This is a genomic window from Paraburkholderia terrae (assembly GCF_002902925.1).
Classification (GTDB): domain Bacteria; phylum Pseudomonadota; class Gammaproteobacteria; order Burkholderiales; family Burkholderiaceae; genus Paraburkholderia; species Paraburkholderia terrae.
Window position 1 is genome coordinate 3,360,733 of sequence record NZ_CP026111.1, and the last position, 25,186, is coordinate 3,385,918.

The 25,186-nt window shown below is 62.8% G+C and carries 21 protein-coding genes; 8 read left to right on the forward strand and 13 right to left on the reverse strand.

From position 1 onward, the window contains the following. The first annotated feature begins 209 nt into the window (after positions 1-209). The gene (locus C2L65_RS14985; RefSeq protein WP_042314094.1) at positions 210-1,796 is read left to right on the forward strand and encodes a sensor domain-containing diguanylate cyclase; all 1,587 of its coding nucleotides are present in this window, start codon (positions 210-212) and stop codon (positions 1,794-1,796) included. Between the two features lie 296 nt (positions 1,797-2,092). Continuing rightward, positions 2,093-3,043, forward strand: a complete 951-nt coding sequence (locus tag C2L65_RS14990; protein ID WP_042314092.1) for a GGDEF domain-containing protein — start codon at positions 2,093-2,095, stop codon at positions 3,041-3,043. Positions 3,044-3,053: 10 nt separating this feature from the next. Here the strand turns inward: C2L65_RS14990 and C2L65_RS46570 are convergent, their stop codons facing one another. Both C2L65_RS46570 and C2L65_RS46575 read right to left on the reverse strand, forming a co-directional pair. Then, entirely contained in the window at positions 3,054-3,203 is a 150-nt protein-coding gene (locus C2L65_RS46570; protein ID WP_233446462.1) for a hypothetical protein, read from the reverse strand. Positions 3,204-3,237: 34 nt separating this feature from the next. Beyond that, a complete protein-coding gene (locus tag C2L65_RS46575) occupies positions 3,238-3,390 on the reverse strand; it encodes a LacI family DNA-binding transcriptional regulator (RefSeq protein ID WP_233446463.1) in 153 nt (50 codons plus the stop codon). A 128-nt stretch (positions 3,391-3,518) separates the two neighbouring features. Here C2L65_RS46575 and C2L65_RS15000 point away from each other — a divergent pair, with 128 nt between their 5' ends. Both C2L65_RS15000 and C2L65_RS15005 read left to right on the forward strand, forming a co-directional pair. Then, positions 3,519-4,709, forward strand: a complete 1,191-nt coding sequence (locus tag C2L65_RS15000; protein ID WP_042314089.1) for a phytanoyl-CoA dioxygenase family protein — start codon at positions 3,519-3,521, stop codon at positions 4,707-4,709. A 30-nt stretch (positions 4,710-4,739) separates the two neighbouring features. Then, positions 4,740-5,891, forward strand: a complete 1,152-nt coding sequence (locus C2L65_RS15005; RefSeq protein WP_042314085.1) for a Gfo/Idh/MocA family protein — start codon at positions 4,740-4,742, stop codon at positions 5,889-5,891. Positions 5,892-6,469: 578 nt separating this feature from the next. On the opposite strand, the gene C2L65_RS15010 is transcribed toward C2L65_RS15005, so the two are convergent. Beyond that, positions 6,470-6,736 (reverse strand): hypothetical protein, encoded by a 267-nt coding sequence (locus C2L65_RS15010; protein WP_035991600.1) that lies wholly within the window; start codon positions 6,734-6,736, stop codon positions 6,470-6,472. 679 nt (positions 6,737-7,415) lie between these two features. Here C2L65_RS15010 and C2L65_RS15015 point away from each other — a divergent pair. Continuing rightward, entirely contained in the window at positions 7,416-8,228 is an 813-nt protein-coding gene (locus tag C2L65_RS15015; RefSeq protein WP_042314080.1) for a class I SAM-dependent methyltransferase, read from the forward strand. A gap of 137 nt (positions 8,229-8,365) precedes the next feature. On the opposite strand, the gene glmS is transcribed toward C2L65_RS15015, so the two are convergent. The 5 genes from glmS to C2L65_RS15040 form a co-directional block, all read right to left on the reverse strand. Beyond that, the gene (glmS, locus tag C2L65_RS15020) at positions 8,366-10,183 is read right to left on the reverse strand and encodes a glutamine--fructose-6-phosphate transaminase (isomerizing) (protein ID WP_042314078.1); all 1,818 of its coding nucleotides are present in this window, start codon (positions 10,181-10,183) and stop codon (positions 8,366-8,368) included. 60 nt (positions 10,184-10,243) lie between these two features. Beyond that, positions 10,244-11,605, reverse strand: a complete 1,362-nt coding sequence (glmU, locus tag C2L65_RS15025) for a bifunctional UDP-N-acetylglucosamine diphosphorylase/glucosamine-1-phosphate N-acetyltransferase GlmU (RefSeq protein ID WP_042314076.1) — start codon at positions 11,603-11,605, stop codon at positions 10,244-10,246. Between the two features lie 130 nt (positions 11,606-11,735). After that, positions 11,736-12,740, reverse strand: a complete 1,005-nt coding sequence (gene ttcA / locus C2L65_RS15030; protein ID WP_042314074.1) for a tRNA 2-thiocytidine(32) synthetase TtcA — start codon at positions 12,738-12,740, stop codon at positions 11,736-11,738. Between the two features lie 3 nt (positions 12,741-12,743). After that, the gene (locus C2L65_RS15035; protein WP_042314071.1) at positions 12,744-13,139 is read right to left on the reverse strand and encodes a dihydroneopterin aldolase; all 396 of its coding nucleotides are present in this window, start codon (positions 13,137-13,139) and stop codon (positions 12,744-12,746) included. Positions 13,140-13,246: 107 nt separating this feature from the next. Continuing rightward, positions 13,247-14,077, reverse strand: coding sequence for an SDR family oxidoreductase (locus C2L65_RS15040; RefSeq protein ID WP_042314068.1), 831 nt, complete (start codon positions 14,075-14,077; stop codon positions 13,247-13,249). Positions 14,078-14,090: 13 nt separating this feature from the next. Between C2L65_RS15040 and C2L65_RS15045 the strand changes: the two genes are divergently transcribed. Beyond that, positions 14,091-15,284, forward strand: a complete 1,194-nt coding sequence (locus tag C2L65_RS15045) for a class I SAM-dependent methyltransferase (RefSeq protein WP_042314066.1) — start codon at positions 14,091-14,093, stop codon at positions 15,282-15,284. Between the two features lie 22 nt (positions 15,285-15,306). Then, complete coding sequence (locus C2L65_RS15050) at positions 15,307-15,501, forward strand: DUF2905 domain-containing protein (RefSeq protein WP_042314063.1); 195 nt, start codon at positions 15,307-15,309, stop codon at positions 15,499-15,501. Positions 15,502-15,513: 12 nt separating this feature from the next. On the opposite strand, the gene C2L65_RS15055 is transcribed toward C2L65_RS15050, so the two are convergent. From C2L65_RS15055 to C2L65_RS15075, 5 genes are all read right to left on the reverse strand, one after another. Further along, positions 15,514-18,861 (reverse strand): DEAD/DEAH box helicase, encoded by a 3,348-nt coding sequence (locus tag C2L65_RS15055; RefSeq protein WP_042314060.1) that lies wholly within the window; start codon positions 18,859-18,861, stop codon positions 15,514-15,516. A gap of 78 nt (positions 18,862-18,939) precedes the next feature. Next, positions 18,940-20,187, reverse strand: a complete 1,248-nt coding sequence (locus tag C2L65_RS15060; protein ID WP_042314059.1) for a multifunctional CCA addition/repair protein — start codon at positions 20,185-20,187, stop codon at positions 18,940-18,942. Further along, on the reverse strand, positions 20,184-20,831 hold the full coding sequence (locus tag C2L65_RS15065; protein ID WP_042314056.1) for a glutathione S-transferase family protein: 648 nt from the start codon (positions 20,829-20,831) through the stop codon (positions 20,184-20,186). The genes C2L65_RS15060 and C2L65_RS15065 overlap by 4 nt, the downstream gene beginning before the upstream one ends. A 34-nt stretch (positions 20,832-20,865) precedes the next feature. Then, positions 20,866-21,822: a complex I NDUFA9 subunit family protein gene (locus tag C2L65_RS15070; RefSeq protein ID WP_042314054.1), complete on the reverse strand. Its 957-nt coding sequence runs from the start codon at positions 21,820-21,822 to the stop codon at positions 20,866-20,868. A gap of 91 nt (positions 21,823-21,913) precedes the next feature. Beyond that, a complete protein-coding gene (locus tag C2L65_RS15075) occupies positions 21,914-23,887 on the reverse strand; it encodes a lytic transglycosylase domain-containing protein (protein ID WP_042314051.1) in 1,974 nt (657 codons plus the stop codon). 31 nt (positions 23,888-23,918) lie between these two features. Here C2L65_RS15075 and C2L65_RS15080 point away from each other — a divergent pair, with 31 nt between their 5' ends. Then, complete coding sequence (locus tag C2L65_RS15080; protein ID WP_081921317.1) at positions 23,919-24,527, forward strand: 5-formyltetrahydrofolate cyclo-ligase; 609 nt, start codon at positions 23,919-23,921, stop codon at positions 24,525-24,527. Positions 24,528-25,186 lie beyond the last annotated feature (659 nt).

The following is a 25,186-nucleotide window of genomic DNA, read 5'->3' on the forward strand; positions in this document are numbered from 1 at the left end:
AAACCAGTCGTCATGTCGTTGTTTGTATCGATCGATTGGGCTATCACTGTACATCGCGAGCTTTCGTTCAGCGTGCGCGTCGCGCCGTGAAGCGCCCGCCGCAAACGCCATCCACGATGCATTGTCCACAACGGGACCACGCGCCATGCTTGCCGCGCGCTTCGCAACCCTGCTAGCGTAGCGGCACAATCACGACGGAGACGACGCTCGTGTTCAATCCGCTTCTCGTCCTGCGTCAACGGTTTCGCCATCTTGCGCGCAAGCGCGGAGCGGCCGTGTCGCAAGCGGTCGGCAACCGCCCGTTCCTGACGGGCATCGCGGGCACGGTGATCGCGACGGCGATGGCCGGCCTGACGCTCGCCACGCTGTACGCGGGACGCACCGATGCGCTGAATCACGCGCGCGAAACCTCGGCCAATCTGGTTTCGCTGATTTCGAGCGATCTGGCGCGCAACGTCGAGATCTACGATCTGTCGCTGCAGGAAATCGTTCATCGCTCGCAGGAGCCGACGGTCTGGCATCTGCCCGACGATCTGCGCCGCACCGTGTTGTTCGATCGCGCGACGCTCGCCGCTTACCTCGGCGGAGCCTACGTGGTCGACGAGCATGGCACGCTGAAGGCCACGCAGGAAGGCCCCGTCAACAAGAATGTCCGGTTCGACGACCGCGACTACTTCGTCGTTCATCAGCGCAATCCGAACGCGGGTCTGTTCGTCTCGCATCCGTACCGCTCGCGGCTGCGCGAGCACGAGCTTTCGTTTGCGTTGTCACGGCGGATCACCGCGCGCGACGGCTCGTTTGCGGGCGTCGCGCTGCTCGCCGTACGCATCGCCTATCTGCAACGGCTGCTCGACAAGGTCAACACGGGCCGCGACGGCACCGCGTTCATCCTGCTCGAAGACGGCACAGTGCTTGCGCGCAAGCCTTACGCCGAAGCCATCATCGGCGTCGATGTGGACAAGTATCCGCAATATCAGGTCACGCACTCGGGCACGGCGGGATCGTTCATCGACGACTCTCCCATCGATCATGTGCGGCGCATCTATTCATACGCGCATGTGCCCGACACGCCGCTCGTCGTGATCGTCGCGCCTGCCCTCGACGACGTGCTCGCCCCGTGGCGCAAGCGCAGCGCGGTTGCGGGCGCGCTGACGCTCACGCTGGGCGCCGTCGTCGTGCTGGTCTGCTGGACGCTTGCATTCGCGCTGCGCGACAAGGTGCGCGCGCAGGCGCGCCTCGCCGAACTCGCGGCCACCGATCCCCTCACCCGGCTCAGCAACCGCCGCACGCTCGACCGGCACCTCGACGAAGAATGGCGCCGCGCACGGCGCAACGGCGCGGTGCTGTCGGTGCTGTTCATCGACATCGATCACTTCAAGCGTTTCAACGACACGTACGGCCACGCCGCCGGCGACGAAGTGCTGGCCGCCGTGGCTGACTGCATCGCGTCGGTGGCGCGGCGCTCGATCGACGTGGTTGCGCGCTACGGCGGCGAAGAATTCGCGGTCGTGCTGCCTGATATGGGATCGAACGCTGCGGCGAACTCGGCCGAGAAAGTCCGCCGCGGCGTCGAGGCGCTGCGCATCAGGCAATTGCCGACCGTGACGGTGAGCGTCGGTTGCGCGACGGGCCGGCCTGCCGACGGCCGCAACGCCCCGGAACTGCTCGCAGCCGCCGACGCGCAGCTTTACGCGGCGAAGGCGGCCGGTCGCAACCAGGTGCAAGGGATGGACTGGACGCAAGCTCAGCCGGACAGCCTGATCGATCACACGGATCAGGCGAAGCGCCACGCGTGAGCATCGCGGCGCACCGAACCTTGTAACGTTGAACAACGCCGCACCACTCCCAGAAACCTGCACGACCCGCAGAATTGCGGGCAAAACTGCTCACTGTTCACGCGATGGCCGAGCATTCGCCCGACGTAGACTTGATCCTGTCTCCACGTTCTCCGTGATTCTTCACGCAGTCGGAATCATTGGAACGCTTCGCGCCACGGCTTCGTCCGTGGCGCTTTTCTTGAGCGACACGGCGAACCTGGGACCGAGGCCGCGCTCCAACGACGCGGCCAGCTCGGAGACCCATCTGCACCGATATGAAATCGATCCAGGATCTGCGTACCGACGACATCGCATGTGAAGCGTTGCTCGGCGCCCTCGACGGCAAAAACACGCTGGTCGCGATCTACGATACGAGCGACCGGCTCGTGTTCGCGAGCAGTGCATTCAAGCACGCGTTCCGCCTCAACCGCGAGCGCGGCGAAATCACGTTCGCCGATCTCGTGATGCGCGGCATCCTCGGTCAATGCGGCACGCGTATCGAGGGCGATAACGCTGCCGCCGTGATCGGCGACGCGATCGCCGTGCGCCGCGAACGCGCCGGGCAGCGCAGCTTCGCGACGGAACTGATCGACGGGCGCTGGTTCTGGATGACGGAATCGCTGCTGGAGAACGACTGGATCGTGCTGACCGGCACGGACATCTCGGCGTTGCGTTCCAGCGAGCAGGCGTGGATCGGCGCGCACGAACGCGCGGTGCAGGAAGCGCGCACCGACGTGCTGACCGGCCTCTCTAACCGGCGTCATTCGATGTCGGCGCTCGAACTCGCGATCACGGCTGCCGTGGGCACGGAGACGCCGCTCACGGTCGCGCTCGTCGACCTCGATCATTTCAAGCAGATCAACGACTCGCACGGCCACGCCGCCGGCGACGCCGTGCTGCGCGACTTCGGCGAAGTCTGCCGGCATGCGACGCGTCAGACGGATATCGCGGGGCGCATTGGCGGTGAGGAATTTCTGGTGGTGTTTCCGTCGACGTCGGTCGAGCATGGCGTGTCGGCTGTCGAGCGGATGCGCCGCCAGGTGATGAGCCGCCGTGTGCAGGTCGCTGGCGACTGCGCGATCCGTTATTCGTTTTCGGCAGGCGTATGCAAGGTCGAAACGAGCGACGATCTGAACACGACGCTCGCGCGCGCCGACAGCGCGCTTTACTCGGCAAAACGCGAAGGGCGCAACCGCACGATCGCGTGGTCGGCGCCGCTGCAGTGAAGCACGATCGCTAGGGACGCGCCGCGAACCGCGTGATGACATCGTGCGGAATGTTCTCCGGCGTCATCATCGTTTCCTGCATGAGAAAGCGCGGCCGATGCAGGTCCAGCGCGTCGCGGATCTCGCCGGCGGCGTAACGGCGCGGTGCTTCAACCGCCACGTCGACTACGAGCTTGCGACCACCCGTCGCGTCGTCAGTTGCTCCTCGCCAATTCCCTGATCACTTGCCGAGCGCCCCGCCGCGCATGCTCGCGCACGTGCGCGCGTCCATTCGGCACGCGGTCGACGGTCGCCATGCCGAGGCCCGCCTGCAACGCGATTTCCTTGATCAGAAAGGGATACCTCATCGCTCACTGAGCAAATCCGCCGCTCGCTTTTGATGTGTTTTTGATGTTTCGTTGATCACTCAGCAACGGAGATTGCGGATAAGCTGGTTTCCAGCATCGGACCACCCGATGGCATCGGAGGAGACGAGATGAACCCACAGCATCTGCCTTCAGGCGGACAGACATGGTTTCGCGAGGCCGACTGTTCCGTCGACGACTTCGCGTCGCTGATCGAAACCTCACGTGAAATGCGTCCAAGGCCGCGCCTCGCCACCGACCTCGCGCACGCCATACCTGTCTATGACGGCGATGCGTTGCGGCCCATCGTGGCCGACGCGGCGCGCCGTCCCGAGCTGCTCGCCGAATGGGCCAGCGTCCTGCTCGACGGCGCCGGCGTGTTCGTGCTGCGGCGCGCGTACGACGACACGACCGCCATCGACGACGCGACCGCAATCTTCGAATCGATCATTCGCAGCGAGCGCAAGGCAGGCGGCGGCGCCGATCACTTCGCGAAGGCGGGCGCCAACGACCGCATCTGGAACGCACAGGAAAAGCTGTGTCTCGAGGCACCCGACGTCTTTGTCCGCTATTTCGCGAATCCCGTCCTGGTGGCGGCGGCCGAAGCCTGGCTCGGGCCCGCGTATCAGATGACGTCGCAGGTGAACGTCGTGCGGCCGGGCGGCGAAGCACAGCAGGCGCACCGCGATTTCCATCTCGGCTTTCTCACCGTCGACGAAGCGCAGCGTTTTCCCGCACATGTACACACGATGTCGGCGCTTCTGACGCTGCAAGGCGCCGTCGCGCACACCGACATGCCCGTCGAGAGCGGTCCAACCAAGCTGCTGCCGTTTTCGCAGCGTTACCCGCAAGGCTATGTCGCGTGGCGCCGCGAGGACTTCCGCGCGTATTTCGAATCGCACTACGCGCAGTTGCCGCTGCAAAAGGGCGACGCCCTGTTCTTCAACCCCGCGCTGTTTCACGCTGCCGGCTCGAACCGCACGCGCGACGTGCAACGGATGGCGAACCTGCTGCAGGTGTCGTCGGCGTATGGGCGCGCGATGGAATCACTCGACCGCACTCGCATGTGCAATGCCGTGTTTCCCGTGCTGCGGGCGATGCACGCGCAACAGCGCCTCGACGCGGCGCAAACGGCGGCCGTGATCGCATCGTGCGCGGAAGGCTATGCGTTCCCGACGAATCTCGACCGCAATCCGCCCGTGGGCGGACTCGCGCCAGCAAGCCAGCAGCAGATCCTCGCGACCGCGCTCGCCGAAAGCTGGTCCGACGAGCAATTCGCCGACGCGCTGCGCAACCTCGAGTTCCGCAACGCGACACACTAGCCCCGCACATTCGATAACGACGGAGACGACATGGTGACTAGCACGATTGGCCGGCGCATCCGGCTGGGTTTGATCGGTGGCGGGCCGGGCTCGATCATCGGCGAGACGCATCGCATTGCGGCACGCCTGGACGGCCAGTACGACATCGTTGCAGCCGCGCTGTCGTCGAATCCTGAACGCGCGCGGCAGGCGGCGCTCGACCTTGGCATCGGCGCGGAACGCGCGTATGCGTCGTGGCAACAGATGCTCGAAGCGGAAGCGGCGCGCCCCGATCGCATCGACGCCGTCGCGGTGATGACGCCCAACGACTCGCATCATCCGATCTGCATGCTGGCACTCGACCGTGGCTTTCACGTGATCTGCGACAAGCCGCTGGCCAACGATCTCGCGCAAGCACGCGAGATTGCCGCGCGCGTGAAGACGACGAACGCCGAATTCTGCGTGACCTATTGCTACACAGGCTTTCCGATGGTGCGCCAGGCGCGCGACATGATTCGCGCGGGCGAACTCGGCGAGATTCGCCAGGTGCATCTGCAATACGTGCAGAGCTATCTGGCCGGCCACGATCTGCCCGCAGGCTGGCGTACGGAAGGGCGCGCGGGCAGTTCGCTGGTGCTGATGGACATCGGCACGCATGCGTTTCATCTGGGCGCGTTCGTGACGGGGCTGGACGTGACGCGCTTGTGCGCGGACGTCGGGTCCGCGATTCCAGGCCGCCCCATCGACGATTACGTTTCCGCGTTGCTGCGCTACGAGAACGGCGCGCGCGGCTCGCTGTGGGTCACCAATGCCGCGGCGGGCTCGGAGCACGGATTGAGCTTCCGCATTCACGGCGACAAGGGCGGGCTCGAGTGGCATCAGGAGGAACCGAACCGGCTGATCCATCGGCGGCAGGACGCGTTCGAAGAAATCATCACGCGCCGGCTCGGGCCGTCGACAAGTGAAGGCGCACAGCGTTCGACGCGTATCGCGATCGGTCATCCCGAAGGTTATCTGGAAGCGTTCGCGAATCTTTATACGGAGTTCGCGCAGCGCGTTGCGACAGGGATAGCCGGCACACCCGGTGACGACCAGCCGACGCTCTTTCCCGGCGTCAGCGATGGCGTGAAGGGACTGGCATTCGTTGCCGCATCGGTGAAAAGCATGGCGACGGGCGGATGGCAGGACGTCGAGCGCATGTGAGAAGCGCTCGCTGCACGAAAAAAAAGCCCTGTTCCGCGGGGAACAGGGCTCGGTGGATGAGTCATATCGAACAGGCGCGTGGATGCTTGCCGACTGCTGCTCATCACGAGAAGCTGTTATTAGTAAAACGTCTTTTCGCTTCAATTGGTCCCGCGCCTACTCCTTGCTGCTAACCCCAACTGCATTTGATGAACCGGTCTTTCGACTGCCTGTTGCTTGCGTTGCTTGTATTGCGACTGCAACTTCAAACTGCCAATTCAAACTGCTGATCCCGTTGCTGCGAGTACTTCGTTTGTTACATCGACTTCCGTTTGCTGCGCGTACTGCCACTTCGTTGACTGCCACTGCCGGTGCTTCTGCTACTTCTGCTACTTCTGTTACGACTGCTGGCAACCTGCGGTCTTGCGCAACGCGGAGGGGAACCGCGTCGATGGGCTGTTGAATCGTCGCGCCATGGAAAGAAGTATAGGAGCCACAACGCGCATTCAATCGGCGGAAGCGAGGGCGATTCGTGGCTCAGTTCGGCCGTTTGTCCGTACGGCCGGCCGACAGTACGCCAGCAAGGCACCGTGTCGTGTTCAGTTCGCGTAGCGGCTGCTGATCGCGTTCGATCGATAGTAGCTGCCGAACAGCACATCCGGATCGGCGCGTTCTTCGACGGGCGTCTCACTCAGCTCGCGGAATGTCGCGACGAGGCTTTGCCACGACGCGGACCAGCGTGTTTCTCTTAGACGGCTGCCTGTGCTGTCGGTGATGCGCAGAACGCCGGTGTCGGGGAAAAAGGTCAGTGTGACCGCGATTCCATCGATGACACATGTCGCGGTACACGGTTTTGTTGCCAGCACGATCGCCTCCGGGGTGTTTTGGTGAGGTCCGCTTCATTGAGCGGGCGCGCTTTATAACAGCAATGTGTATGCCCGTTTGCGGCTCGCGGACCTCGCGGCTTGCCACGTACGCTTTGGCGGCGAATCAGGCTCGTGTGATCGCGCGCGGCGAACGAATCCGGGCGCAGAAGTGTTGGCTCACGCCATACACATGAATCGCTTTGCCGGATGCGAATTCCGACAACGCGTTTTTTCAGACTGATGCCGTTCATCGCGCTGTTCACCGGACAGGCAGATCATTGCCCTGCCGTACATGCAGGCGCCGCGCGCGGTTTGTTTACTGTCTTTGAAGTTATAAATATGTATACGTAGTAGCAGTTAACAAGGGCATCCACTTTCTGTGGACAAGCGCCAAATCCGCTTTGCACTCAACGGATTGCGAAACGTATACCCTTGCGCATAAGCGTGGGACCGTTCGCCGCAAGTTTGAATAACTTGTCCCATGTTCGAGCACACCTCGTGTTTACCCAGAATCTGCCCACAGCAATCGCCTCCGTGATATCCCCATGTTGTCCATAGGATCGTGTGGACATCTGGATGTGCAGAGGTCAGCTGGGACGGTCTCGTGACGATTGGTCGTTGACCTCTGACGCGAGGGTCCTATAACGGAAGTGACTTGAAGCACCAAGGGGGAACGGCCATGAAAGAAGACCAGTTCAGTGCCTTCGAACATCGGGGATGGGAGCGCGTCGCGCAGCCTTATCACACGTTTTTCGGCAACCTGACCATCCAGTCGCACTGCGCCTTGCTCGATGCGCTGGCCGTGCGCCGGGGCGTGCGTCTGCTCGATGTCGCCTCAGGCCCTGGCTATCTCGCCGCTGCGGCTGCGCAGCGCGGCGCAGATGTCGTCGGGGTGGACTTCGCGGATTCGATGGTCGATCAGGCGAGGCGCATCTATCCCGCGCTGACGTTTCGCATCGGCAGCGCGGAAGACCTGCCGTTTCCCGACGATGATTTCGATGCCGTCGGCATCAGCTTCGGCATGCTGCATTTCTCGCATCCCGAGAAGGCGATCGAGGAAGCGTTCCGCGTGCTTCGGCCGGGTGGCAAGGTCGGCTTCACGGTATGGGCGTCGCAAGACAAGGCCGTCGGTTTCTCTATCGTGCTGAAGGCGATCGAGGCGCACGGCCGGATGGACGTCCAGTTGCCCCCCGGGCCGCCGTTCTTCAGATTCAGCGACTGGGCGGAGTGCGAGCGTGTACTGCTGGCGGCGGGATTTCGCGAGCCGCGCATCGAGGAAGTCGAGCAGACCTTGCATGCGCCCTCGCCCGATGCGCTGTTCGAGATGCTGTTGCGCGGCGGCGTGCGGGTTTCGGCGATTCTGAATGCGCAGACGCCGGATGCGCTGGCCGCGATCAGCAAGACGGTGCGCGAAGGCGCGGCGGCCTATGCCAGTGAGGATGAGGTACGCATACCGATGCCGTGCGTGCTGGCCTATGCGACGAAGCCTTAAGGGCCGCGCGAGGGAAACACCAGGGGAAGAGAAAGGAGATTTGACTGGTTCTGGATACGTCCGCGAACGCGGCACCGTATCCAGAACGCAGGTGAGGCGGTTACAGCAACAACAACATCAACACAAAGCCACTTACCTCACTCCACCGTCACCGATTTCGCGAGATTACGCGGCTTATCCACATCCGTGCCCCGCGAGCAAGCCGTGTGATACGCGAGCAACTGCAGCGGCACGACGTGCAGGATCGGCGACAGCAAGCCGTAATGCTCCGGCATGCGGATCACGTGGATACCTTCATCGTTGACGATCTTCGTATCGGCATCCGCGAACACGTACAGCTGACCGCCGCGCGCGCGCACTTCCTGGATGTTCGACTTGAGCTTTTCGAGTAGCGCATCGTTTGGCGCGACCGTCACCACCGGCATCGCTTCCGTCACGAGCGCCAGCGGCCCGTGCTTCAGCTCGCCCGCCGGATAAGCCTCGGCGTGGATGTACGAGATTTCCTTGAGCTTGAGCGCGCCTTCCAGCGCGATCGGATAGTGCAGGCCACGGCCGAGGAACAGCGCGTTTTCCTTGCGCGAGAACTCTTCCGACCACGCGATGATCTGCGGCTCCAGCGCCAGCACGCTATTGAGCGCCGCAGGCAAGTGACGCAGCTGGCGGATATAGTCCGCTTCCTGCGCTGCGCTGACATGACCGCGCATCTTGCCGAGCGTCATGGCTAGCACAAACAGCGCGACCAGCTGCGTCGTGAAGGCCTTCGTCGACGCGACACCGATTTCGCGGCCCGCATGCGTGAGGAACGACAGCTCCGTCAGGCGCACCATCGCGCTCGTACCGACGTTGCACACCGACAGCGTGTGCTTGTGTCCCAGCGACTGCGCGTGCTTCAACGCCGCGAGCGTGTCGGCCGTTTCGCCAGATTGCGAAATCACGACGACGAGCGCCTTCGGGTTCGGCACCGAATCGCGATAACGATATTCGCTCGCGATCTCAACCTGCGTCGGAATCTTCGCGACGGATTCGAGCCAGTACTTCGCCGTCAGCCCCGAGTAGTAGCTCGTGCCGCACGCGAGAATCAGCAGGCTGTCGATTTCGGAAAACGCCTTCTGCGCGTTTTCGCCGAACAGTGACGCATCGAATGCATCGGCTTGCGGGATCGTGTCGGTGATCGCGCGCGGCTGTTCGAAGATTTCCTTCTGCATGAAGTGGCGATACGGTCCGAGTTCGACCGCGCCGCCGTAGGCTGCCACCTGGCGCACTTCGCGATCGGCGGGATTGCCGTCGCGATCGAACACGCGCACCTTTTCCAGCGTCAGTTCGCAGACGTCGCCTTCTTCGAGGAAGATGAAGCGGTCGGTGCTGCCCGCCAGCGCGAGCGCGTCGGATGCGAGGAAGTTCTCGCCTTCACCCAGGCCGACGACGAGCGGCGAGCCTTGACGCGCGCCCACCACCGTATGCGGCTGGTTCTTGTGCAGCACGGCGATTGCGTATGCGCCATGCAGTTGCGCCGTCGCTTCGCGCACGGCCGCGAACAGATCGCCGCGATACAGGCTGTGAACCAGATGCGCGATCACTTCCGTATCGGTCTGCGAGACGAACTCGTAGCCCTTGCCGCGCAGCATCTCGCGCAGCGACTCGTAGTTCTCGATGATGCCGTTGTGTACGAGCGCCAGTTCGTTGCGCGAGAAGATCGGGTGCGCGTTGTCCGTGACGGGCGCGCCGTGCGTGGCCCAGCGCGTGTGTGCGATGCCCGTTGCGCCTTCGAGGCGCGTCTCGCGCACCTGGTCGTCGAGATCGGCGACGCGGGCTACGCTGCGCGCGCGCTTCGGCTCGCCGTTCGCCAGCACGGCAACGCCGCATGAGTCATAGCCGCGATATTCGAGGCGACGCAGTCCTTCGATCAGGACGGGAACGATGTTTCGCTGCGCAACAGCGCCGACAATGCCGCACATATTCAATGGTCCTTTGCAGAGTTAGGGGTCAAGGCGCGCGCCTCGCACGCGCGGTTCCCTTCAGCTTTTCTTTTTCGTCGGGCGCACGTAGCCCGTCTTGCCTATCTGGGTCTTTTCGTTGAGCACCAGCAGGCCTTCTTCGACATCCTTCCAGACTGTCGTGCCCGCCGCGATCGTTACGCCGCGGCCGATGCGCACGGGCGCCACCAGCTGCGTATCCGAGCCGACGAACACATCGTCTTCGATAACCGTGCGGAATTTGTTGGCGCCGTCGTAGTTGCAGGTGATCGTGCCCGCGCCGATATTCACGCGCGCGCCGACGTCCGAATCGCCGATATACGACAGGTGATTCGCCTTCGATCCACGTCCAAGCACCGCGTTCTTCACTTCGACGAAGTTGCCGACGTGCGTTTCGTCCGCAAGCGTCGCGCCCGGACGCAGCCGCGCGTACGGACCAAGCACGGCCTGCGCGCCGACCTGCGCGCCTTCGATATGCGTGTACGCGTCGATGCGCGTACCCGCGCCAACCGTTGCGTTACGGATCACGCAGTTCGGTCCGATCGATACGTTGTCGGCCAGCGTGACCTTGCCTTCGAACACGCAGTTCACGTCGATCGATACATCGCGGCCGCATTCGAGCGTGCCGCGCACGTCGATACGCGCCGGATCGGCGATCGTCACGCCCGCGACGAGCAGTTCGTCAGCGACGTTGCGCTGATGGATGCGTTCGAGTTCCGCGAGTTGCTGCTTGCTGTTCACGCCGAGCGTTTCCCACTCTTCGTCCGGCTGCGCGGTGACGGCTTCGATGCCCGCTTCGATCGCGAGTTCGACCACGTCGGTGAGATAGAACTCGCCCTGCGCATTATCGTTCTTCAGCGACGACAGCCAGCCGTCGAGACGCTTCGTCGGCATCACGACGATGCCCGTGTTGATCTCAGCGATCTTCTGCTGCTCCGGCGTCGCGTCTTTCTGCTCGACAATGCGCTCCACCTTGCCCTGCGCATCGCGCACGATGCGGCCATAACCGGTGGGATCGTCGAGCGTGACGGTCAACACGCCGTAGCCGTCGTGGCCCGCCGCATCGGTCAGACGCTTGAGCGTGCTCGTCTTCGTGAGCGGCACGTCGCCATACAGCACGAGCGTCGGCGCGGACGCATCGAGCAGCGGCAACGCCTGCTGTACCGCGTGTCCTGTGCCGAGCTGCTGTTCCTGCAATGCGAACTGCACATCGGGCGCCGCGACGGCTTCGCGCACCTGTTCCGCGCCATGACCGATCACGACGACGAGACGCGTCGGATTCAGTGTGCGTGCGGTGTCGATGACATGAGCAAGAAGCGGCCGACCGGCCAGGGGATGAAGCACCTTTGGCAGTGCAGAGCGCATGCGCTTGCCGGTGCCTGCCGCCAGAATCACGATGTTCATGACGTGGGCGTATTTGACGAGTTTGGAGTGGGCGATTCTAGCACGCTGAGTGTGACTGCAACGTGGCCCTCCAGATCGAAATCACCCCGCAAATGCCTGTTTTAAAAGGATTTGCGGGATGGGTAAAACGTCAAATATCGTCGAATTGGACAAAGGAAATCGTTTGCGATGCCGGCTGCATCCCCTCCGATGCGGAATCGGTCGAACACGGCTCTTCGTCGAAAGCGATATCGCCTTGCACATCGGCTTCGCCCGTGGCGCGCAACGATGCAAACGGAAACAGCTTGTGATCCATCAGATGCGAAGGCACGACGTTCGTCAACGCGTTGAACATGTTGTCGACGCGCCCCGGAAAACGCTTGTCCCATTCGCGGATCAGCGCCTTCATTTCCGCGCGTTTCAAATTCGGCTGGCTGCCGCACAGGTTGCACGGGATGATCGGGAATTGACGCAGTTCCGCGTATTTCTCGAGATCGGTTTCCTTCACATACGCCAGCGGCCGGATCACGACGTTCTTGCCATCGTCCGATTGCAGCTTGGGCGGCATGCCCTTCAGCTTGCCGCCGTAGAACATGTTCAGCAGCAGCGTCTGCAGGATGTCGTCGCGATGATGGCCGAGCGCGATCTTGGTCGCGCCGAGTTCACCCGCCACGCGGTACAAAATGCCGCGCCGCAGGCGCGAGCACAGCGAGCACGTCGTCTTGCCCTCGGGCACGAGCCGCTTGACGATGCTGTACGTGTCCTGGTTCTCGATATGAAACGGAATGTCGAGCTTGCTCAGGTACTCGGGCAGCACGTGCTCGGGAAAGCCCGGCTGCTTCTGGTCGAGATTCACGGCGACGATGTCGAAGTTGATCGGTGCGCGCTCGCGCAGCCGCATCAGGATCTCCAGCATCGCGTAGCTGTCCTTGCCGCCCGACAGGCACACCATCACCTTGTCGCCGTCCTCGATCATGTTGAAGTCGCCGATTGCCTGGCCGACCTGGCGCGCGAGGCGCTTGAACAGCTTGTTGTTCTCGTACGCCTCTTTCTGCTCGCGGCGCGTGAGCGCGCGTTTGGGTTCGGCGGTTTCGGCTTGAGCTTCGGCAATGGGCGCGGCCGCGTCGACGCCCGTCAGCGTTTCGGGAGCGTTCATCGCTCAGACCTCTTTGATATGGAAGACTTCGACGCCCACGGCATCGCAGTCGGGATAAACATCGGGTTTTTCCGTCGACAGACGCACGCCGCGCACTTGCGGATGCGCGAGCAGCGCTTTCGCGAGGTCGTCGCAGAGCGTTTCCTGCAGATGGATATGCCCCTGGCTCACGCGCTTTGCGATGGTCGAACGCATGAAGTCGTAATCGACGACTTCGCGCAGCTTGTCTTCGACGGGCGTGGACAGCGCGAGCGGCACGAACAGTTCGACATTGATCACCACGCGCTGCTCGCCGCGCTTTTCGAAGTCATGCACGCCGATGTTGATGTGCACCTCGTAATCGCGCAGAAAGAGCCGGCGGCAATCAGCGAGCCGGGGATGAAGCAAAGCGGCAGACATGTTCGTTCCAGTACAAAAATGGTGCGTGCGAACCCGCACGCAGTTGCAATTGGGCGCGCTGTGCAGCGCGCCGGAGGGCGCAACGTCTAACGACGGCTAACCGTGGGTCAGCGGTCGGCGCCCGTCAAAAACATCACATCGCGCGGCAGCGGCACGAGATGCTGGCCGCCGTCGACAACCAGCGTCGTGCCCGTGACGCCGCGCGCATCCGCGAGATACAGCGCCGCCGCGACGAGATCCTCGACGCGCGACGCATGGCCGAGCGGCGTCACCTTGTGCGCGGCCGCGAAGCTTTCCGGGGTCTGATCGCCGGATTGCAGCGTGAGGCCGGGCGCGAGACCCACGACGCGCACCTTCGGCGCCAGCGCCTGCGCAAGCGCGACGGTCGCCGTGCCGAGCGCGGCCTTCGACAGCGTGTACGACAGGTAATCCGGATTCATGTTGTACAGCTTCTGGTCCAGCACGTTGATGACGGCCGCGCGCAGCGACTCGTCGTGACGCGCCGCCTCGGGCGTGACCTCATGCAACATCCGCGCAAGCACGAGCGGGGCGCCGACGTTGATCGACGTCAGATGCAGCAGCTTCGCGTAGCCGACGTCGAGCGCGGTGTCCTCGTCGAACATCGACGCGTTGTTCACGATGCACGACGGACGCCCGAGCGCCGCCGTGCAATCGGGGACGAGCCGCTCCACTTCCGCCTCGACGGACAAATCCGCCTTCAGCGCGACGGCGCGCCGCCCGAGCGCGGCGATTTCCGCGACGACCTCGTCGGCTTTCGCCTTCGACGAGCCGTAATGCACGGCCACGTCCCAGCCCGCCGCGGCAAAGCCCAGCGCCAGTCCACGGCCGATCCGGTGCCCGCCGCCCGTGACGAGCACGGTGCGGGCGGGCCGGTCGGGACGGCCGCTGGCGGCGAAAGTATCGTTCGAGGCGGTCATTTACAATGCGGGGATGAATCCGAAAGCTCACCAACCCGATAGTTTACCTGCTCCCGGCCCGACCGCGCTCGCGCAGTCGGAAGCGCTGGTTTCGCAGATTCGCGCGGAGATCGACGCAAACGGCGGCTGGATGCCGTTCGATCGCTACATGGAGCGCGCGTTGTACGCGCCGGGACTGGGCTATTACAGCGGTGGCGCAATCAAGTTCGGCCGACGCGCGGAGGATGGCAGCGACTTCGTGACGGCGCCGGAACTGTCGCCGCTGTTCGCGCAGACGCTCGCGCGGCCCGTCGCGCAGGCGCTGGAAATGAGCGGCACGCGGCACGTGATGGAGTTCGGCGCGGGCACAGGCAAGCTGGCTGCCGGTCTGCTCAACGCTCTGGATGAGCTGGGCACGCAGTTCGACACGTATTCGATCGTCGATCTGTCCGGCGAATTGCGCGAGCGTCAGCGAGAAACGATCGAAGCGAATGCGCCCGGCCTGGCCGCCCGCGTGCGCTGGCTCGACGCGTTGCCCGAGCAGTTTGAAGGCGTCGTGGTCGGCAACGAAGTGCTCGACGCGATGCCCGTGCGGCTGTTCGCGCGCATCGGCGATGAGTGGCATGAGCGCGGCGTCACGGTGAAAGACGACGCGCTGCAATTCGAGGACCGCCCCGTTCCATCCACACACGATGCCGCCTTTCTGCGCGATCTGGAGATCGAAAGCGATCACGACTATGTGACGGAAACGCACGACGCCGCCCTCGCCTTCACGCGCACCATCTGCACGATGCTTACGCGCGGTGCGGTGTTGCTGATCGACTACGGCTTTCCGCGCCACGAGTTCTATCATGCGCAGCGCGCGCAGGGCACGCTGATGTGCCACTATCGGCACCGCGCGCACGGTGATCCGTTTCTCTATCCTGGTTTGCAGGACATTACCGCGCACGTCGAGTTTACCGGTATCGCCGAAGCGGGCGTCGATGCGGGCGCGGACCTGCTCGGCTATACGTCGCACGCGCGTTTTCTGATGAACGCGGGTATCACGGAAGCATTGAGCACGATCGATCCATCCGATATTCCCAACTTCCTGCCCGCCGCCAACGCGGTGCAGAAGCTGCTGTCGGAAGCCGAGATGGGCGAGCTGTTCAAGGTGATCGCGTTTTCACGCGGCATCGACGGCACGCTCGACGCGTTCGCGCGCGGCGACCGCTCGCATACGCTCTGAGCTTTAAGCCGAGGCCCACACGATGATCCGCTGGCTGCTGACTACTTTCATCGCGGTGGCCGTGCTGTCGGCGTGCTGGCCGTGGCTGCGCAAGCTCGGTATCGGCAGGATGCCGGGCGATGTCACGCTGCGGCTGTTCGGGAAGGAGTATCCGTTCCCGTTCATGTCGACGCTGGTGCTGTCGATGCTGTTGTCCATCATCGCGCGGCTGCTTTAGACCCCGCTGCCGTCAGCTTTCCTGTTTGGCGGTTGTCCTCTTTGTGCGTGGCTTCGTTGAAGGCGCAGTCGTTCCCGCTGCGGGAATGGGTTCGAACAGCGCCGCAAGATCATCTTCGGAGAACTTGACGGCACCCGCACCGTCCTCAGAAAGAATAGCGTCTGCCAGCGCCGCCTTCCGCCCCTGCATCGCGACGATTTTCTCTTCCACGCTACCTGCCGTGATCAGCTTGTAGACGAACACCGGCCGCTCCTGTCCGATACGATGCGCGCGGTCAGTGGCCTGGTTCTCGGCGGCGGGATTCCACCACGGGTCGTAGTGAATCACCGTATCGGCTGCTGTCAGGTTCAGGCCGACGCCGCCCGCCTTCAGACTGATGAGGAACAGTGGAACCTCACCTTTTGTGAAGCGCTTGACGGGCGTGACGCGGTTGGTCGTCTCGCCCGTCAGCGTCACGTACGGAATCTGCGCCTCGTCGAGCGCAGCAGCGATCAGATCCAGCATGCCTGTGAACTGGGAGAACAGCAGGATACGGCGGCCTTCCTCGATCAGTTCGGGCAACATATCCAGCAGCAGTTCCAGTTTGGCCGACTCTGCGACGCGAGCGCTCCGGGTGTTCTTCACGAGTCGCGGATCGCAACAGACCTGGCGCAGCTTGAGAAGCGCCTCGAGCACGACGATGTGACTGCGTGCGAGCCCCTTCTCCGCGACGGCTACGCGGACTTTCTCCTGCATCGCCGACCGAACAGTTTCGTAGAGATCGCGCTGCGCGCCCTCGAGTTCGATATTGCGCACGATGATCGTCTTCGACGGCAGTTCCTTCGCCACTTCGTCTTTCCGCCGACGCAGCATGAATGGGCGGATGCGCCGCGCGAGCAGTTCGCGCCGCGCTATGTCGCCGCCCTTTTCGATCGGCGTGCGCCAGCGCCGGGTAAAGTCCTGTCGCGTGCCGAGAAAACCGGGCAGCAGGAAATCGAATTGCGCCCATAGCTCACCGAGGTGATTCTCCAGCGGTGTACCCGTCAGGCACAGCCGATGCGTCGCCCGCAATTCGCGAATCGTGGTGGCGGCCTTGGTGGCGGCATTCTTCACGTACTGCGCTTCGTCCAGGATCAGCAGGTGATAGCTGTGTTGCGCTAGCACTGCCTGGTCGCGCCACAGCAGCGCATACGTGGTGAGGATCACGTCGTAGCGGCCGATTTCATCGAAACGCTCATGACGCTGTGGCCCGTGCAGGTCGAGCACGCGCAGGTCCGGCGTGAAACGCCGCGCTTCCTCGCACCAGTTGTGCATCAGCGTGGTGGGCATGACGATCAGCGCGGGACGGTCGAGTCTGCCCGCCTCCTTTTCAGCGAGGATGTGGGCCAGCGTCTGGACGGTTTTGCCCAGGCCCATGTCGTCGGCAAGCACGCCTGCGAGGTTTTGCTCACGCAGAAACTGCATCCAGCTGAGACCTTGCCGCTGGTAAGTGCGCAGTTCCGCCTGCAGCCCACGCGGCACGGGCGCATCGCTCACGCCCGGCCCGGCGACAAGCCGCCTCGCCAGTTCTCGCACGAACGTGTCACCGTGAAACTGCCAGCGCCCGCTTTTGTCGAGTGCGTCGAATTTGGCTGCATCCCATTTCGAAACGCGCAGCTTGTGCTCCGTTACGAAATCGAACAGATCGACCAACACACGCATGACCGGCTTCAGACGCTCCGCGCGGATATGCAGCCGTTCGTTGCGATCAGTCACGAGTTCGATAACTTCGTTATCGGCGATGGTATCGCGCCTGCTTGAAAGCCAACGCGGCTCACGTCGGAACAGGCTGACCAGCAACGGTTCGAGCCGCACGGTGCGGCCGTTGACGGTCACGCCCATTTCGACGTCGAACCAGCCTTCGCCGGCTTCACGAATTTCGCCGTCGATGGCATCGATTTCGACGAAGTTCAAACGGCACGCCTCGCTCATCGACACCTGCCAGCCACCTTCGCGCAGCAACGGCACAGCACGATTGATGAAGTCTCCCCAGTCGGCGGGATTTGACGGCACCAGCATGTGCTCAGGAAAGGAGCTCGCGCCAGACGCATACTTCGTCGAGACCTCCTTGAGACCCGCCTTGCCCAGTTCCTTCAGACATCGCGCCTCAACGTCCTCCCGACGTGTGATCTGGACCACATCGCCCTTCGAATCGCGAACGAGCGTGACGTCGCTGTGCGCATCGACGCGCTCGCCGTCATAGTCGAAAGCGAGAGTCGCAAAGTCGAACATGTTATTTGGGGCTCGCCCCCAAGTCGCCAGCGAGTCGAGTTTCAGCACTGGAATCGGCGCTGTCTCGATGATGCGCAAGTCGGTCCGGTCATGCACAGGCGGCGATGGCAAGCCCGGCGCGATCTCTTGCAGCATCTTGCCGACGAGCACGGCTTCGTCAGCCGTGATGGACGGCATCGACAGATATTCATTGAGCTGGTCAGCCCGCCACGGCGCGTCGACGATGCCTGCTTCGCCGGTGCGTGCGTCCAGATACCAGAATGGTTGGGTTGTCGTGATGAGAATCGTCGCGGGCGGCTCGGTCTGGAGCGCTGGGCGCATACTCGCGTCTGCCTGTGTGCGCCATTCGATGCGACCCGTGCGCGAGCGGCCGGCGCTCAAAGAGCAAGGCAGAGCCGAGCGTCTCGTGCTTGTTGTCGGCGAGACGAACGCGCGGCCCGTCGCGATGAGCTTTTGGACGATCTCGCCTCCTGTCGCGCCGTCCAGACTAAAGCTGCTCAGATAGGTTCGCGAGCGGCCCAGCCACAACCCACGCAAGATCGTCAGGTCTTCCTCGGTGACGAACTTCGGCGGTTGAACGAGCGCCTTCTCGACGTTGTGCCAAGGCTCATCCAGCGTGCGGATTGAGCCGTCGGCACTCTTGCGCGCCTTGAAAATTCTGACTTCTGGCTTTCCGATGAGCGATTCGCAGATCACATAGACCAGTACCTGTGACGCTTTCGTGGACGCGGGCTTCTTGCCGTTGTCGGGCGAGGCGGATACGTGTTTTGTGCGAAAGTCGTTGAGCCAGCGGATCACTTCCGGACGCACCCCGCGAGCCGCCGGTTCCGGTTGAAGCGGCAGGGCCGCAACCAGCAATGCAGCAACGTGCTTGCATCTGTTTCCTACCGGGCAAGAGCATTGGCCGTCGATCCGCAAGACCTTGCCGTGATTGTTGAAATACACCCGCACGCGGTACGGCGCGATGCGAGTGCCCTGCACGATACCCGTGAGTAAGTCATCCGAAGACCAGCTCACGTCAGAGACAAGGTTCGTATAGCTTCCGGCCTTGGCTATCGTGAAGGCATCCAGCCATTTATCGATTTGCTTGCGAGTGTAAAAGACAGACATCCGTTGACGAGAATCCAGTTGCTACTACTGCGAGTTGGCGGGTTGGGACGCGGTCAGGAGACGCCGAACCTGATCTGATCAGTCCGACGCCGTTTCGCTCAACGCCTTCGCGACCGCCCGCACCCGCTCGCGATGCACGGCATCCTTGATCTTCGACGGATCGCTTTCGTACGCCTTCGCGACTGCACCCGCATCGACGGCACGCGCGGCGACCAGAGCCTGGCGCAGACGCTCCGCCTGCGGATAGGCCTTCGCTTCGAAGCCGAGCCGGCCACGCGCGTCGGCTTCACAAGCCTGCAGCGCTTCGGCGAAACGTGCCGGCTTGCGCAGCGCGTCGCTGCGCTCGAAAAGCCGCACGATGCCCGCCGCCTTCGTCTCCATCACACGATGAATATTGCCGTGCTCGCGCGCCACCAGCAGCGCGAGATCGCGGCATTCGTTCGGAACCCGCAGACGCTCGCACAAGGGCTTCAGCAGATCGACACTGCGCCCTTCGTGCCCGATATGACGCGGCAACACGTCTTCAGGCGTGGTCGCCTTGCCGAGATCGTGCGTGAGCGCGGCGAAGCGCACAGCGAGCGCATAGTTCTGCGCGGCGGCGTGATCGACGACCATCATCACATGCACGCCCGTATCCACTTCCGGGTGATAGTCGGCGCGCTGCGGCACGCCGTAGAGCGCGTCGATCTCCGGCAGGATGCGCGCGAGCGCGCCGCATTCGCGCAGCACGTCGAACATCCGCGACGGCTTCTTCTCCATCAGTCCGCGCGACAGTTCCTGCCACACGCGCTCGGGCACGAGCGCATCGACTTCGCCCGCTTCGACCATCTTGCGCATCAACGCCAATGTGTCGGGCGCGACAGTGAAACTCGTGAAGCGTGCCGAGAAACGCGCGACACGCAGAATGCGCACCGGGTCTTCGAGAAACGCATCGCTGACATGCCGGAATACGCGCTGCTTCAGATCGTCCTGGCCGTTGAACGGATCGATCACGGGGCCGATCAGCTCGCCGTCCGGCGTGACTTCGCGCGCCATCGCATTGACCGTGAGATCGCGCCGCGCGAGGTCTTCTTCGAGCGTCACGTCGGGCGCATAGAAAAACTGGAAGCCGTGATAGCCCGCCGACGTCTTGCGTTCGGTCCGCGCAAGCGCGTATTCCTCATGCGTATCGGGATGCAGAAATACCGGAAAGTCCTTGCCGACCGGGCGAAAACCCTTTGCGACCATCTGCTCGGGCGTTGCGCCCACGACGACGTAGTCGCGGTCCTGCACGGGCATCCCGAGCAGCTCATCGCGGATCGCACCGCCTACTGCGTAGATATTCATGCGCAGGTGTCTTGATAGGGGATGCGATGTGTCTCTTGCAATGCGTCGTCGATCCACGCCTTGACCGCGGGCTGTGCCGTCACGCGGCGCGAATAGGCAAGCGCCGCTTCCGACAGCTTCGGTTGCCACGTATTGAAGCGCATCACGACGGGCGCATACATCGCATCGGCAATCGTAAATTCACCGAACAGGAATGGGCCGCCGTACGTTTGCAGGCACTCGCTCCATATTTCGTCGATGCGCGCGATGTCGGCCAGTGCTTCGGGTGTCGCGCCCTTGCCCGGAAACGACGCGCGAATGTTCATCCACATGTTGTTGCGCAGTGCCCCGAAACCGGAGTGCATCTCGGCGCTGACGCTGCGCGCGTGGCCACGCGCGATGGCGTCGCGCGGCCACATCGCGTGTTGCGGATAGCGTTCGGCGAGCGTCTCGCAGATTGCGAGCGAATCCCACACGGTGACGCCGTCGTCGGCAATCAGGCACGGCACTTTGCCCGAAGGCGAATGCTCTAGGATCGACGCTTTCGACTCTGCCTCATTGAGCAGAACCATCACCTCTTTAAATGCAATGCCGAAGTGTTTGAGCACGAGCCACGGCCGCATCGACCACGACGAATAGTTCTTGTCACCGATAACGAGTTTCATGCTTCGCCAGAAAGTGGATTGAACGACAACAATTTTAGCGGCCCGCGCTCGCGCGGAACGCGTTGAAGCGCGAGCGGAACGACGAACCCGTCAGATACACGGGCGCGATCGTCTCGATGCTGGCCGGTTCGATATCGAGCTCGGGCGCGAGCGGCGCGCTCAACACGGCGTCGATTTTCATCGAATCGAGATTGTCGCGCGAAATGACGGGTTCGCCGGGCGCCAGCTCGAACGACAGCGCCTGCAAGCGCGCCAGCGAATCCGGCAAGCGGATGATGCGCGCATGCTTGCCGATCACGTCGCCGCAGTATTCGACGAGCGCTTCGAGCGTGTACACCGACGGCCCGCCAAGCTCGTACGTGCGGCCAGTCGATGCGTCGAGATCCAGCACGTTGACGATCGCCTTCGCGACATCGCCGACAAAGATCGGCTGAAAGCGGGCGTTGGGTTTCGCAAGCGGAATGACGGGGAACATGCGCTGCAGGAACGCGAACTTGTTGAGGAACGCGTCTTCGGGGCCGAACACGACGGACGGACGAAAGATGGTCGAGGCAAGCATCGACGAAGCATGCACCGCACGCTCGCCGTCGCCCTTCGAGCGCAGATACATGCTCGGCCCGCGCGGGTCGGCGCCGATCGCGCTCATGTGGATCAGCCTGTGTACGCCCTTGCCTTCGCACGCGGAGACGATCTTCGTCGGCAGTTCGACATGGGCTTTTGCGAACTCGGGCCCATACGGGTCGCCGCGATGGCCATGCAATATACCGACGAGATTGACGACGGCATCCGCGCCCTCGACGAAGCGCGCGAGCTGGATGGGATCGAATACATCAGTTTCGATCACATCGATGGGAAGCAGCGTGAGATGCCGCGCGTTATAGCGGCGGCGGGTGGCAATGCGTACCGTCTTGCCGAGTTCGACGAGCGCGTTGACGAGATGACTGCCGATAAACCCGGAACCGCCGACGATTGCGATGGTTTGATGTCGCATTTTTCGACTCCCTGATGGAAGCCGCGGCAACGGCTGAGGTCGTGCTCCGCCGCGTGCGTGACGGATCACGCGGCGGCGGCATGGCGCATCGTTACTGCAACGGCTGGATATAACCCAGACGCGCCTTCAGCGATTGCGGACGGCCTTCGAACAACGCTGCATAGTAGACCGTGTTCGACAGCACGTTCTTCACGTAGTCACGCGTTTCCTGGAACGGAATGGCTTCCGCGAAAATCGCGCCTTCGACACCGCGCGGCAACGTTGAGCGCCAGTTGCGCGGACGGCCCGGACCTGCGTTGTAACCTGCCGTGGCAAGCACGGCGGACCCGTCGAACTCATTGTAGATCATCGACAGATAGTTCGTGCCGAGCAGGATGTTGGTGTTGATGTCGTTCATCTGCGCACGCGAAATCGTGCCGAGACCAATCTTCTTCGCGACCAGTTGCGCGGTGCCGGGCATCAGCTGCATCAGGCCGCTCGCGCCGACTTCCGAGCGCGCGTTCATGATGAAGCGCGACTCCTGACGGATCAAACCATACGCCCATTCGACGTCGAGCCCGTTCGACTGCGCGTCGCGCTCGACGATATCGCGGAACGGCGACAGGTAGCGCAGCGAAAAGTCATGCTCGGTCTTCGTACGGTCGGCCGTGTTCACGGCGCGGTCATACAGTTCGATACGGCGCGCGTATTCGGCGGTGGCGATCAGCTGGCGGTCCGTCATGCTGCGCAGCGGCCAGTTCCATTCGCGGTTGCCTTCCAGACGCAGATTCAGCTGATAGAACTTCTGCGCAAGCGCGAAGCCCGGTGTGTTGCCCGCCTGTTCGACTTCGGCGTCAGTCACCGTAGTCTTCGGCGGAACGACGATCTTCTGGCCGAGTTCTTCCGCGGCAAGCTGGCCGTAGAAATTGAACTGCTGCGAGATCGATTCGAATTCCTGGTTCGCCGTGACGACGTCGCCCGCCTGCTTCAAAGCGCGCGCGTGCCAGTAGACCCAAGTGGGTTGGCTGCGCAGCGCAGGCGGCATCTGTTCGACCGACCAGCGCACCATCGTCCAGTCCCCATTGAGCAGCGCGAGGCGCGTGCGCCATTCGTATGCGGGATTCGACAGCGGCGCATTCGCCGACAGCCGATACCAGTCGACAGCGCCCGGCATCTGCTTGGCAGCCGCCTGATAGGCGATTGTGCCCCAACCGATGGAACGCTCGGGCGAAGTCAGCGACGGCGCGACGGAACCGAAGGTTGCGGCGGCCATGGCGGGATCGTTGCGTGCCATGCGCGTGATAGCGAGCAGCGCGAGCTGATGCGATTGCGGATCGGCGCCTACGCCACGCGCGAGCAGAAGCGGCGGCGTGGTGGCGGCCTGGTCGAACAGCGTCGGATCGGGCCGGTTGTTGCCGAGCGCATCGACGAGCTTGGCGCCCGTGCTGGTCTGGTTCTGTTCGTACGCGAGACGGATCTGCTGCCAGACATCGTCGGTAGTGAACTGCTGGTTGATCGCCAGCGATGTAATCAGATCGACACAGCCGTCGCCATAGTTGCGCGGATCGACGAGCAGCGCGCGCGCCGGCTCTACCACGTTCTCACCTTTCGCCGCGCGCGATTCGAGCGCGTAGCACTTGACTTGCGTGTCGTCGTTCAGCACGAAGCGCGCGTATTGCTGGTCGAAGTTTTTCCAGTCGTGGCGTGCGCCGAGCACGACGAGGTAGTCGTTGCGCATGCGGTCGGCGATGGCCTGACCGTCGTAGCGTTGCAGGAACGACAGCACGGGTGCGTCGGGCGCGTCGATGCGGGGATGACCCGAGGCGTCGAACAACTGCGGTTTCAGCTGGAAATATTCCAGATACGACGGCGCCGGGTAATCCGGAATCATCGCCGCGAGTTGCGCGGCGCGGCCTGCGTCGTTATTGCGCGCTGCCTCGCGCAATTGCACGAAAGTCTGGTCGTCGTTGGTGAGTTGGGAAAGCGGGATCGGCTTGACGGCGGAGGCCGTGCTGCACGCGACGAGTGCCGCCGCGGCGAGCGCCAGACTGGCCGCGCGATATACTCGGAAGAGGCGTTTGGACATCGTTATTTCTAGAGCGTTTCTGGAGCGCGAATTGAACTCAAGCATAGCATGCAACCCCACCGCAAAATCGAAAAAGGAACTGCGTGCCGCGCTGCTGGAAGCACGTCTGCATGCGGCTCTCGATGCGGCGGGCAATGATGCCCTGAGGCGTCGGGTGCTGGATGTGTTAACGGTTTATTCGCCGGCAAGTGTAGGGTTGTACTGGCCTTTGTCAGGGGAGTTCGACATTCGGGCTGTGATTGCCTCGTGGCTCGCTGGCGATAGCGCGCGACGCGCGAGTTTGCCTGTGATTACTGGGCGTGATCGGCCACTGGAATTTCATGTCTGGACGCCTGATATGCCGATGCAGGTCGGGGCGCATCGGATTCATGAACCGACTTCCGGCGAAGTGATTACGCCTGATTTGCTGTTTGTGCCGTGTGTTGGGTTTGATGTGGATGGGTATCGGCTTGGGTATGGGGGTGGATATTACGACCGTACGCTCGCCGCGTTTCGCGAGGCTGGGAAGGTACCTGTGACAGTCGGTGTCGCGTATGAGGTGTGCCGGGCTGGCACTTTGCAGCGGGAAGTGCATGATGTTCCGCTTGATGTTGTTGTTACTGAGGGGGCTTGTTATCCGGAAGGGAAGCCAGGTTTGTAGTAGTGGTTTTTTGCCGGTAGCGCGGACATTCGCGATGCGGTGTTTGCTGCGCTAGCGGTTTGGTTTTTTTGCCTTTTCGCTGGCATCCGCGATTCGTTAGCGTGCTTCACGCGTCGCCCCTGTGCGGGGCGGCACCTACTTTTCTTTGCCGCCGCAAAGAAAAGTAGGCAAAAGAAAGCGGCTAACACCGCCAGCTCTTGTATTTGCCTGAGGGCCCCCAGCGGGTCTTACGCTTCACACGGCAGCATTTCTGTTCGCGTTCGTTGCCAACGCTTCGAATGAGCGCCTCACCCGCTTCGAATACCCGTGCTCGGGCAAGCGGCAGCGAATGGCATGTGCCGCCCAGGTGGCAAACTGTGTGTAGGTTGTCGCGGCGTATAGCCTGGCGCTCTTACGAGGTGGGACGCGTGTGCTATTGGTCCGAAGTGAGGCGTGTGGAGCACAAGGGGCCGACACACAGTTTGCCACCTGGGCGGCGGAGGAATATCTGGCGTGGCATACGGTACTGCGGGAGCTTGAAGCGGGTGAGGCGCCAATTAAGAGCGCTGGCAACGAGCATGAGTCATGTGGTTGCCGTGTGATGCGTAAGACCCGTTGGGGGCCCTCAGGCGGGAAGAAGAATTGGCGGTGTTAGCCGCTTTCTTTTGCCTACTTTTCTT

Coding starts and splice junctions, on each gene's coding strand:
- C2L65_RS15055 (WP_042314060.1), bottom strand. CDS start 18,861: ATGTCTGTCTTTTACACTCGCAAGCAAATCGATAAATGGCTGGATGCC.
- C2L65_RS15000 (WP_042314089.1), top strand. CDS start 3,519: ATGAACCCACAGCATCTGCCTTCAGGCGGACAGACATGGTTTCGCGAG.
- C2L65_RS15075 (WP_042314051.1), bottom strand. CDS start 23,887: ATGTCCAAACGCCTCTTCCGAGTATATCGCGCGGCCAGTCTGGCGCTC.
- glmS (WP_042314078.1), bottom strand. CDS start 10,183: ATGTGCGGCATTGTCGGCGCTGTTGCGCAGCGAAACATCGTTCCCGTC.
- C2L65_RS15015 (WP_042314080.1), top strand. CDS start 7,416: ATGAAAGAAGACCAGTTCAGTGCCTTCGAACATCGGGGATGGGAGCGC.
- C2L65_RS15045 (WP_042314066.1), top strand. CDS start 14,091: ATGAATCCGAAAGCTCACCAACCCGATAGTTTACCTGCTCCCGGCCCG.
- C2L65_RS15050 (WP_042314063.1), top strand. CDS start 15,307: ATGATCCGCTGGCTGCTGACTACTTTCATCGCGGTGGCCGTGCTGTCG.
- C2L65_RS15005 (WP_042314085.1), top strand. CDS start 4,740: ATGGTGACTAGCACGATTGGCCGGCGCATCCGGCTGGGTTTGATCGGT.
- C2L65_RS15035 (WP_042314071.1), bottom strand. CDS start 13,139: ATGTCTGCCGCTTTGCTTCATCCCCGGCTCGCTGATTGCCGCCGGCTC.
- C2L65_RS15065 (WP_042314056.1), bottom strand. CDS start 20,831: ATGAAACTCGTTATCGGTGACAAGAACTATTCGTCGTGGTCGATGCGG.
- C2L65_RS14990 (WP_042314092.1), top strand. CDS start 2,093: ATGAAATCGATCCAGGATCTGCGTACCGACGACATCGCATGTGAAGCG.
- ttcA (WP_042314074.1), bottom strand. CDS start 12,740: ATGAACGCTCCCGAAACGCTGACGGGCGTCGACGCGGCCGCGCCCATT.
- glmU (WP_042314076.1), bottom strand. CDS start 11,605: ATGAACATCGTGATTCTGGCGGCAGGCACCGGCAAGCGCATGCGCTCT.
- C2L65_RS15060 (WP_042314059.1), bottom strand. CDS start 20,187: ATGAATATCTACGCAGTAGGCGGTGCGATCCGCGATGAGCTGCTCGGG.
- C2L65_RS15070 (WP_042314054.1), bottom strand. CDS start 21,822: ATGCGACATCAAACCATCGCAATCGTCGGCGGTTCCGGGTTTATCGGC.
- C2L65_RS15040 (WP_042314068.1), bottom strand. CDS start 14,077: ATGACCGCCTCGAACGATACTTTCGCCGCCAGCGGCCGTCCCGACCGG.
- C2L65_RS46575 (WP_233446463.1), bottom strand. CDS start 3,390: ATGAGGTATCCCTTTCTGATCAAGGAAATCGCGTTGCAGGCGGGCCTC.